Origin of the sequence: Streptomyces sp. DI166 (genome assembly GCF_900091315.1) — a bacterium.
Lineage (GTDB): Bacteria > Actinomycetota > Actinomycetes > Streptomycetales > Streptomycetaceae > Streptomyces > Streptomyces fuscus.
The window spans coordinates 104662-114029 of record NZ_FLSP01000015.1; the positions used below are offsets into that span (position 1 = coordinate 104662).

Below are 9368 nucleotides of genomic sequence, written 5' to 3' on the forward strand. Positions count from 1 at the left end.
GAGTATGCGTGTCCCCCACGATCACGCGGAACGCGGGGGAGGTCACACACTCGGGAGGTACGCGTCACAGGGTGCGCAGCAACACCGCCGGTTGTTCCACGCAGTCCGCCACGTAGCGGAGGAAGCCGCCCGCTGTGCCGCCGTCGCAGACGCGGTGGTCGAAGGTGAGGGAGAGCTGGACGACCTGGCGGACGGCGAGTTCGCCCTCGTGGACCCACGGCTTGGGGATGATGCGGCCCACGCCGAGCATCGCGGCCTCGGGGTGGTTGATGATCGGTGTGGAGCCGTCGACGCCGAAGACGCCGTAGTTGTTCAGCGTGAACGTGCCGCCGGTCAGCTCCGCCGGCGTCAGCGTGCCGGTGCGGGCCGACTCGGTGAGGCGGGCGAACTCGGCGGTCAGCGACTCCGCGTCCCGCGCGTGGGCGTCCCGGACGACCGGCACGACCAGGCCCCGCTCGGTCTGCGCGGCGAAGCCGAGGTGGACGTGGTCGAAGCGGACGACCTCCCGGGCCTCCTGGTCGACCGTGGAGTTCAGCTCGGGGAACCGGGCCAGCGCGGCCGTGCAGATCCGGGCCAGCAGCGCCAGCAGGGAGATCTTCGGGCCGCCCGCCGCGTTCATCGCGGTACGGGCGCGCATCAGCTCCGTCGCGTCGGCGTCCACCCAGCAGGTGGCGTCCGGGATCTCACTGCGGCTGCGGGAGAGCTTGTCGGCGACCGCGCCGCGAACGCCCTTGAGCGGCGTACGCGTCTCGCCGCCGACCACCGGACGCGCCACGGGCGCGGGCGCCGGGGCCGGGGCCGCCGTACGGTGCTGCGCCGCCGCGGCACGCAGCGCGTACTCCACGTCCGCGCGCAGGATCAGTCCGTCGGGGCCGGAGCCGGTCAGTTCGCGCAGGTCCAGGCCGTTCTCGCGGGCGAGGCGGCGGACCAGCGGGGAGATCACGGGGACGGGACCGTCGGACGGGCGGGCCGGTTCGGGGGCCGCCGGTGTCTCGGGAGCCGCCGGTGCCTCGGGCACCTCGCGGGGCTCCGCCCGGCCGTTCCGCGCCGCGGGCTGTGCCTGGCGCACCCGCCTGCGGCGCGCCGGGGCCTCGGAGGTGCCGTAGCCCACCAGCACGTTCCCGGAGCCCTCCGAGGAGCCGCCGGAGGCGTCCGCGCCCACGGCGACCGTGATCAGCGGGGCGCCCACGGGCAGTTCGGAGCCCTCCTCGCCGAAGCGGGCGGTGACCACACCGGCGTAGGGGCAGGGCACGTCGACCATCGCCTTGGCCGTCTCGACCTCGACGACCGGCTGGTCGACGGCGACGACATCGCCGACGTTCACCAGCCAGCGCACGATCTCCGCCTCGGTGAGCCCCTCGCCCAGATCGGGGAGCTTGAACTCCAACACCTGTGCCATCAGCTCTCGGCCTCCCACTGAAGACGCCCCACGGCGTCCAGGATCCGGTCCACGCCGGGCAGGTGGTGACGCTCCAGCATCGGCGGCGGATAGGGGATGTCGAACCCGGCGACGCGGAGCACCGGCGCCTCCAGGTAGTGGAAGCAGCGCTCCGTGACGCGGGCCGCGATCTCTCCGCCAGGTCCGCCGAACCCGCCCGACTCGTGCACGACGACCGCTCGTCCGGTCCGGCGTACCGAGGCGCAGACCGTCTCGTCGTCGAACGGCACCAGCGAGCGCAGGTCGACGACCTCCAGGTCCCAGCCCTCCTCACGGGCCGCCTCGGCGGCTTCGAGGCAGACCGGTACGGACGGACCGTACGTGATCAGCGTGGCGCTCCGGCCGGGGCGCCGCACCACCGCACGGCCGATCGGTTCAACGCTCGCCGGCGCGTCCGGGTTCCAGTTGTCCTTGGACCAGTACAGCCGCTTGGGCTCCAGGAAGACCACCGGGTCGTCGGAGGCGATGGCGGCGCGCAGCAGTCCGTAGGCGTCGGCGACCGTGGCGGGCGTGACGACGTGCAGGCCGGGGGTGGCCATGTAGTACGCCTCGGAGGAGTCGCTGTGGTGCTCGACGCCGCCGATGCCGCCGCCGTAGGGCACGCGGATGGTGATCGGCAGGGGCATGGCGCCGCGGGTGCGGTTGCGCATCCGGGAGACGTGCGAGATCAGCTGCTCGAACGCCGGGTAGGCGAACGCGTCGAACTGCATCTCCACGACCGGCCGCAGCCCGTACATGGCCATGCCGACCGCGGTGCCGAGGATGCCCGCCTCGGCGAGCGGGGTGTCGGTGCAGCGGTCCTCGCCGAACTCCTTGGCGAGGCCGTCGGTGACCCGGAAGACACCCCCGAGGGTGCCGACGTCCTCGCCCATGACGTGCACGGACGGGTCGTCCGCCATGGCGTCGCGCAGGGCGCGCGTGAGGGCCTGTGCCATGGTGGCGGGCTTCACCGCGACAGTGGTCATCGCATGTCCCCTTCGGCGTCCAGCTCGGCCCGCAGCTGGGCCTGCTGCTCGCGCAGCTGCGGGGTGGGCTCGGCGTACACGTGGGCGAACAGGTCCATCGGGTCCAGGACCGGGTCGGCGTTCATCCGCTCGCGCAGGTCGGCGGCCATCGCCTCGGCGGCGTCCTTGGCGGCCTGCTTGCCGGCCTCGTCGAGCAGTCCGCGCTCGGTCAGCTCGTGCTCCAGCAGGGCGATCGGGTCGTGGTCGCGCCAGGTCTCCACCTCGGCGTCCGCGCGGTAGCGGGTGGCGTCGTCGGCGTTGGTGTGGGCGTCGATGCGGTAGGTGATCGCCTCGATGAGGGTGGGGCCGCCGCCCGCGCGGGCGCGGCTGACGGCGTCGGTGAGCACCTCGTGCACGGCGACGGCGTCGTTGCCGTCGACCAGGCGGCCGGGCATGCCGTAGCCGACGGCCTTGTGGGCCAGCGACGGGGCCGCGGTCTGCTTGGCGAGCGGTACGGAGATGGCGAAGCCGTTGTTCTGGACCAGGAAGACCACCGGCGCCTGCCAGACGGCGGCGAAGTTCAGCGCCTCGTGGAAGTCGCCCTCGCTGGTGCCGCCGTCGCCGACCATGGCGAGCGCGACCACGTCGTCGCCCTTGATGCGGGCGGCGTGGGCGAGCCCGACGGCGTGCGGGAGCTGGGTGGCCAGCGGCGTGGAGAGCGGGGCGATGCGGTGCTCGCGGGGGTCGTAGCCGGTGTGCCAGTCGCCGCGCAGCAGGGTGAGCGCCTGCACGGGGTCCAGGCCGCGGGCGACGGCGGCGAGGGTGTCGCGGTAGCTCGGGAAGAGCCAGTCGCGCTCCTGAAGGGCGAGCGCGGCGGCGATCTCGCAGGCCTCCTGGCCGGTGGTCGAGGGGTACACGGCGAGCCGGCCCTGCTTGGTGAGCGCGGTGGCCTGGGCGTTGTACCGACGGCCGCGCACCAGTTCCGCGTAGAGGCGGCGCAGCAGACCGGGGTCGGCCTTGGCCGCCGCATCCGTACCGAGGACGCGATAGGGCTCGGCGTCCGGCAGCAGCGGCGCGGGGTCGGTACGGGGCTGCCAGGCGGGCGGCGGCGATGGCCGATACGCGCCTCGCTGCTCCATGACCGTCATGACGGCACCTCCTCGTGGGAGCGGCTACGGGAGGCGTGTCGCCTGTGACCCGCCTCACCTACCGATTGTTCGGTCGTCGGCACATTTTGGCTACAGGCGCCGCCAGGCTGTGGACAAACGGTTCTCCACAGCCTCCAATGAACGCAGTACGTCCACGACAGGGAGGCGGGGGGACATGGCGCCTGAACAAATGGCCGACAGCCCCGAGGGGGCCTCCCTCCCGCCGCCGCGCCCGCTGGACGCCATCGATCAGGACATCCTCCAGATGCTCCAGGCCGACGGCCGCGCCTCGATACGGTCCGTCGCCGAGCGGGTCCACGTCTCCCGCGCCAACGCCTACGCCCGCATCAACCGTCTCCTGGAGGACGGCGTCATCCGGGGCTTCGGGGCCCGCGTCGACCACGAGCGCGCCGGGCACGGCACGTCGGCGTACATCACCCTGAAGATCGTCCAGAACACCTGGCGCACGGTCCGCGAACAGCTCCGCCAGCTCCCCGGCGCCTCCCACATCGCCCTGGTCGGCGGCGACTTCGACGTCCTGCTCCTGGTCCACACGCCGGACAACCGGGCTCTGCGCGAACTGGTCCTCACCCGTCTCCAGGCCATCCCGGAGGTCCTCAGCACCCGCACCCTGCTGGTCTTCGAGGAGGAGGACCTGGAACCGCAGGGCTGAGGCGCCCGCCCCCGACGCGCACCCCGGCCGGCGGGCCCTAGGTCAGCGTCACGACCAGGAAGACCAGGAACAGCAGCGGCAGGACCGTGCAGATCAGCCCCGCCACGGCGGCCGTGAGGCGCAGCGTGCGCGCCGTCCGGCGGCGCGGCAGCGGCCAGGAGACCGCGATGAGGCCGAGTCCCCAGACGACCACCGAGTCGAAGACCTCGAAGGTGACGTCGCCGAACATGGCGTACTGCCACGCCACCAGCGGCAGCGCGGCCAGCGTGGCCAGGAGAGGGGCCCGCCACCAGCCGGGGTCGGCTGCGGGCGCGGGGCTGTCGTCTCGGCTCATGTGCCCCAGTCCACCCGCTCCGGCGGCCGGGGCCCATGGGGCGTTGTACTCATCCGGGCACGCGCGCGTGCTCAGTCGCCCCGCCGCAGCCCCTCGAAGACCACCTTCGCGACCGCGTCGGCGACCTCGCGCTCGCCCATGCCCCGGATCTCCGGCCGGTACCACTCCACGATGGAGTTGATCATGCCGAAGACCAGGCGGGTGGCGAGGCGGCCGTCGACGTCGGAGCGTATGTCGCCGTCGGCCGCCGCCGCCTGCATGAGCGCCGCCACCCGGTGGTCGAAGTCGCGGCGGCGGTCCAGGGCCCGGCGTTCGGTGTCGGTGTTGCCGCGGACCCTCAGCAGCAGGGTGACGTAGGGCAGCTCGGCTATGAGGACCTCGACCATGCGGTGGACCACGTGTTCCAGGCGGTCCGAGGCGCGGCCCGTGCGGGCGGGCTCCTCGTCGAGGATGCCGAAGAGGCCGTCCAGGGCGCGGCTGACCGCGCGGCGCAGGAGCTCCTCCTTGCCGGTGACGTGGTGGTAGATCGACGACTTGGAGATACCCGCGGCCCGCGAAAGGTGCTCCATGGACGTGCCGTCGTAACCGCGCTCGTTGAAGACCTGGACGGCCACCGACAGCAGGGTCTCGGGGGTGTACGTGTCGCGCTTGGCGGTGGTCATGAGCCGCTGCCCTCCCGCTTGTCGGTGGCGTAGGCGTGCCGGTACAGGGCCAGGGAGGGCGCGTACCGGCCGGAGGGGTCCCGCAGGTGCAGGTCGTCGAGGAGGGAGTAGGCCCAGTTGCGGCCCAGGCGGCGGCTCCACTCGAAGGGGCCGAGGGGGTAGTTCACGCCGAGGCGCATCGCGGTGTCGATGTCCTCCTCGGTGGCGACCCCCTTGGCGACGGCGTCGTGCGCGAGGTCGACGATCCGGGCGACCGTACGGGCGACGATCATGCCGGGCACGTCGCCGATGACGCTGACCTTCTTGCCGAGCGCCTGGAACAGGCCGATGGCCTCGGCGAGGGTCTGCGGGGAGGTGTCCTGGGAGGCGGACAGGGCGATCCGGGTGGCCCGGCGGTAGTCGAGGGCGAGGTCGAAGTAGACGACGTCCCGGAACTCCACCGAGGTCTGCCCGTCGGCGAGGGCGAGCTGTCCGCCGCTGGGCAGGACCAGCCGGGTGCCCTGGTCCTCTTCCTCCTCGCGCACCTGGATGCCCGCCTCGCGCAGCAGCGCGAGCAGTTCGCCGGCCGGGCCCAGGTCGCCCTCGGCGACGACATACGCGGGCGCGCGTTCCGGCTCGGCGGTGTGCGGTTCGGGGCGATCGGCGTCCGGGGCGTAGTCGTACCAGCCGTGCCCGCTCTTGCGGCCGAGGCGGCCGGACTCGACCAGGCGGCGCTGGGCCAGCGACGGGGTGAAGCGCACGTCCTGGAAGAAGGACTGCCACACCGAGTGGGTGACGGACTCGTTGACGTCCTGGCCGATCAGGTCGGTCAGTTCGAAGGCGCCCATCCTGAAGCCGCCGCTCTCGCGCAGGACCGCGTCGATGGTGGCGGGGTCGGCGCCCTGGGACTCGTGGACCGCGAACGCCTCGGCGTAGAAGGGGCGGGCGATGCGGTTGACGATGAAGCCGGGGGTGTCGGCGCAGGCGACCGGGGTCTTGCCCCAGGCGCGGGCCGTCTCGTACGCGCGCGTGGCGGAGGTGACGTCGGTGGCGAACCCGGAGACCACCTCGACCAGCGGCAGCAGCGGGGCCGGGTTGAAGAAGTGCAGGCCCACGAAGCGGCCGGGGTTGACGAGTGCGCCGCCGATGGCGGTGACGGAGAGGGAGGAGGTGTTGGTGGCGAGCAGGCAGTCCTCGGCGACGACCTCCTCCAGGGACCGGAACAGCTCCTGCTTGACGTCCAGGCGCTCCAGCACGGCCTCGATGACCAGGGAGCAGTCGGCCAGGCCCGCGACGCCCTCGACGGGCTCCAGCCGGGCGCGGGCCGCGTCCCGTTCGGTGTCCGTCAGCCGGTCCTTCTCGACGAGCCGGTCCAGGCGCGCGCCGATGGCGTCGGCCGCCTCCCGCGCCTTGCCGGGGACCGCGTCGTAGAGCCGTACGGGGTGCCCGGCGACCAGTGCGACCTGGGCGATGCCCTGGCCCATGGTGCCGGTGCCGACGACGCCCACGGGGCTGCTGAGGTCGAGTGCTGTCATGAGCGCGATCCTCCCGCACGGGGTTTTCCACAGATGCGGCGGACCCCCTTGTACCGACCGTTCGTTCGGTTACTCTACTGGGGACTGGCTGTATCCGCCCATGTTTCTGCCCAGGTCATGAACTCGACGAGGAGTTCTTGAAACCAAGGAGTTGGTCTCGCATGGCCGCCGCCCTCACCCCCCACGACCTGATCGCCAAGCACCGGCCCACCCTCGACCAGGCGCTCGAATCGATCCGCACGCGCGCGTACTGGTCGCCGCACCCGGAGCACCCGAAGGCGTACGGGGAGAACGGCAGCCTGGACATGGCCGCGGGCAAGGCCGCCTTCGACGCCCTGCTCGGCACCCGCGTCGACCTCGGCCAGCCCGGCACCGACGACTGGGTGGGCGGCGAGGTCTCCCCGTACGGGATCACGCTCGGCGTGGAGTATCCGCACGCGGACGTGGACGTGCTGCTGCCCGCGATGAAGGCCGGACAGCGGGCCTGGCGGGACGCGGGCGCGGAGATCCGCGCGGTGGTCTGTCTGGAGATCCTCAAGCGGATCAGCGACCGCACCCACGAGTTCGCGCACGCGGTCATGCACACCTCCGGGCAGGCGTTCATGATGGCGTTCCAGGCGGGCGGCCCGCACGCGCAGGACCGCGGCCTGGAGGCGGTGGCCTACGCGTACGTGGAGCAGGTCCGCACCCCCGACACGGCAGAGTGGAGCAAGCCGCAGGGCAAGCGGGACCCGCTGAACCTCACCAAGCAGTTCACGCCGGTTCCGCGCGGCATCGCGCTGATGATCGGCTGCAACACCTTCCCGACCTGGAACGGCTACCCGGGCCTGTTCGCCTCGCTGGCCACCGGCAACGCGGTGCTGGTCAAGCCGCACCCGCGCGCGGTGCTGCCGCTGGCGCTCACCGTTCAGGTCGCCCGCGAGGTGCTCGCCGAGGCAGGGTTCGACCCGAACCTGGTCGCGCTCGCCGCCGAGCGGCCCGGCGAGGGCATCGCCAAGACGCTCGCCCTGCGGCCCGAGATCCGGATCATCGACTACACCGGCTCCACCGCCTTCGGCGACTGGCTGGAGACCAACGCCCGCCAGGCGCAGGTCTACACGGAGAAGGCCGGCGTCAACACGGTGCTGGTGGAGTCCACCGACAACTACAAGGGCATGCTGTCCAACCTGGCCTTCTCGCTGTCGCTGTACAGCGGCCAGATGTGCACCACGCCGCAGAACCTGCTGATCCCCCGCGACGGCATCCGCACCGAGGACGGTCCGCGCAGCTACGACGAGGTCGTCGCGGACCTCGCCCGCGCGGTGGACGGGCTGCTCGGCGACGACGCGCGGGCCAACGCGCTGCTCGGCGCGATCGTGAACCCCGACGTCAAGGCCCGCCTGGAGGCCGCGGCGGGGCTCGGCGAGGTCGCCCTCGCCTCCCGCGAGGTCACCAACCCCGACTTCCCCGACGCGGTCGTGCGCACGCCGGTCATCGTCAAGCTGGACGGCGCCAAGCCGGACGACGAGGCCGCCTACATGAGCGAGTGCTTCGGCCCGGTCTCCTTCGCCGTCGCCATGGACTCCGCCGCCGACGCGGTGGAGCTGCTGCGGCGCACGATCCGGGAGAAGGGCGCGATGACGGTCGGCGCCTACACCGTGGACTCCGAGGTCGAGCAGGCGGTGCAGGAGGTCTGCCTGGAGGAGGCGGCGCAGCTGTCGCTGAACCTGACCGGCGGGGTCTACGTCAACCAGACGGCCGCGTTCTCCGACTTCCACGGCTCCGGCGGCAACCCGGCCGCCAACGCCGCGCTGTGCGACGGTGCCTTCGTCGCCAACCGGTTCCGGGTGGTCGAGGTGCGCCGGGAGGCCTAGGAAGGCAGCTGCCCCAGGCTCCAGTGGTAGAGCGTCATCCCGACGCTCGTCGCCAGGTTGTAGCTGGACACCTGGGGGCGCATCGGCAGGGAGAGCAGGTGGTCCGCCCTGGCGCGGACCACCTGTGACAGGCCGCTGCGTTCCGAGCCGAAGGCGAGGACGGCGTCGTCCGGGAGTTTCACCGCCCGGATGTCGTCGCCCTCGGGGTCGAGGGCGAAGAGCGGCCCCTGGGGGATCTCGTCCTCCGTGACGCGTTCCACCGCCGTGGCGAAGTGCAGCCCGGCGCCGCCCCGGACGACCGTGGGGTGCCAGGGGTCCAGCGTGCCGGTGGTGACGACGCCCGTCGCCCCGAAGCCCGCCGCCAGGCGGATCACCGCGCCCGCGTTGCCGAGGTTGCGCGGCTGGTCGAGCAGGACCACCGGGGCGGTGCGCGGCCGCTCCGCCAGCCGCTGGAGGTTCGCCGCGCGGGACGGCCGTACCGCGAGCGCCGCGACGGCCGTGGGGTGCGGGCGCGGGACCAGGGAGCGGTACGTGTCCTCGGGTACCTCGGTGAGCAGGGCGGCGAGCCGGTCGCGTACGTCGGGGGCCAGTTCACCGGCGAGGGCGAGGGCCGCCTCGCGGTCCGCCGCCACCGCCACGGGCACCTCGGCCCCGAACCGCACCGCGTGCTTGAGGGCGTGGAAGCCGTCCAGCAGGACGGCGGTGCCGGCGAGGCGGTGCCAGGTGGTGACGGGGGCGGTCATGACGGGGGATGCTACGTGGCTCTGCTCGGGGTTCTCCGGGCTGCGCTGCTCCGGGAGCA

General features: G+C 72.8%; 9 protein-coding genes. 2 read left to right on the top strand and 7 right to left on the bottom strand.

The features are described from left to right. Positions 1–64 precede the first annotated feature (64 nt). The 3 genes from GA0115233_RS10465 to pdhA are packed head-to-tail and all read right to left on the bottom strand — an operon-like array spanning position 65 to position 3530. A complete protein-coding gene (locus tag GA0115233_RS10465; protein ID WP_093719873.1) occupies positions 65–1399 on the bottom strand; it encodes a dihydrolipoamide acetyltransferase family protein in 1335 nt (444 codons plus the stop codon). After that, on the bottom strand, positions 1399–2403 hold the full coding sequence (locus GA0115233_RS10470; RefSeq protein ID WP_093719874.1) for an alpha-ketoacid dehydrogenase subunit beta: 1005 nt from the start codon (positions 2401–2403) through the stop codon (positions 1399–1401). Before GA0115233_RS10470 ends, GA0115233_RS10465 begins: the two co-directional genes overlap by 1 nt. Further along, on the bottom strand, positions 2400–3530 hold the full coding sequence (gene pdhA / locus GA0115233_RS10475; RefSeq protein ID WP_093719875.1) for a pyruvate dehydrogenase (acetyl-transferring) E1 component subunit alpha: 1131 nt from the start codon (positions 3528–3530) through the stop codon (positions 2400–2402). The genes GA0115233_RS10470 and pdhA overlap by 4 nt, the downstream gene beginning before the upstream one ends. Positions 3531–3720: 190 nt before the next feature. Here pdhA and GA0115233_RS10480 point away from each other — a divergent pair, with 190 nt between their 5' ends. Then, positions 3721–4203 carry an Lrp/AsnC family transcriptional regulator gene (locus tag GA0115233_RS10480; protein WP_093719876.1) on the top strand — a complete coding sequence of 161 codons (483 nt, stop codon included), beginning with the start codon at positions 3721–3723 and terminating at the stop codon, positions 4201–4203. Between the two features lie 37 nt (positions 4204–4240). Here the strand turns inward: GA0115233_RS10480 and GA0115233_RS10485 are convergent, their stop codons facing one another. The 3 genes from GA0115233_RS10485 to GA0115233_RS10495 form a co-directional block, all read right to left on the bottom strand. Further along, entirely contained in the window at positions 4241–4537 is a 297-nt protein-coding gene (locus GA0115233_RS10485; RefSeq protein ID WP_093719877.1) for a hypothetical protein, read from the bottom strand. Positions 4538–4608: 71 nt separating this feature from the next. Then, on the bottom strand, positions 4609–5199 hold the full coding sequence (locus GA0115233_RS10490; protein WP_093719878.1) for a TetR/AcrR family transcriptional regulator: 591 nt from the start codon (positions 5197–5199) through the stop codon (positions 4609–4611). Beyond that, positions 5196–6713 carry a 3-hydroxyacyl-CoA dehydrogenase gene (locus tag GA0115233_RS10495; RefSeq protein WP_093719879.1) on the bottom strand — a complete coding sequence of 506 codons (1518 nt, stop codon included), beginning with the start codon at positions 6711–6713 and terminating at the stop codon, positions 5196–5198. The genes GA0115233_RS10490 and GA0115233_RS10495 overlap by 4 nt, the downstream gene beginning before the upstream one ends. A gap of 161 nt (positions 6714–6874) precedes the next feature. On the opposite strand from GA0115233_RS10495, the gene paaN reads away from it, so the two are divergent. After that, complete coding sequence (gene paaN, locus GA0115233_RS10500; protein ID WP_093719880.1) at positions 6875–8566, top strand: phenylacetic acid degradation protein PaaN; 1692 nt, start codon at positions 6875–6877, stop codon at positions 8564–8566. Here the strand turns inward: paaN and GA0115233_RS10505 are convergent. Continuing rightward, entirely contained in the window at positions 8563–9309 is a 747-nt protein-coding gene (locus GA0115233_RS10505) for a TrmH family RNA methyltransferase (RefSeq protein WP_093719881.1), read from the bottom strand. The genes paaN and GA0115233_RS10505 overlap by 4 nt on opposite strands. Between the last annotated feature and the right edge of the window lie 59 nt (positions 9310–9368).

Bases quoted from the DNA above. Each gene is read 5' to 3' on its own strand.
- GA0115233_RS10485 (WP_093719877.1), bottom strand. From the start codon at position 4,537: ATGAGCCGAGACGACAGCCCCGCGCCCGCAGCCGACCCCGGCTGGTGG.
- pdhA (WP_093719875.1), bottom strand. From the start codon at position 3,530: ATGACGGTCATGGAGCAGCGAGGCGCGTATCGGCCATCGCCGCCGCCC.
- GA0115233_RS10480 (WP_093719876.1), top strand. From the start codon at position 3,721: ATGGCCGACAGCCCCGAGGGGGCCTCCCTCCCGCCGCCGCGCCCGCTG.
- GA0115233_RS10490 (WP_093719878.1), bottom strand. From the start codon at position 5,199: ATGACCACCGCCAAGCGCGACACGTACACCCCCGAGACCCTGCTGTCG.
- GA0115233_RS10470 (WP_093719874.1), bottom strand. From the start codon at position 2,403: ATGACCACTGTCGCGGTGAAGCCCGCCACCATGGCACAGGCCCTCACG.
- GA0115233_RS10495 (WP_093719879.1), bottom strand. From the start codon at position 6,713: ATGACAGCACTCGACCTCAGCAGCCCCGTGGGCGTCGTCGGCACCGGC.
- GA0115233_RS10505 (WP_093719881.1), bottom strand. From the start codon at position 9,309: ATGACCGCCCCCGTCACCACCTGGCACCGCCTCGCCGGCACCGCCGTC.
- paaN (WP_093719880.1), top strand. From the start codon at position 6,875: ATGGCCGCCGCCCTCACCCCCCACGACCTGATCGCCAAGCACCGGCCC.
- GA0115233_RS10465 (WP_093719873.1), bottom strand. From the start codon at position 1,399: ATGGCACAGGTGTTGGAGTTCAAGCTCCCCGATCTGGGCGAGGGGCTC.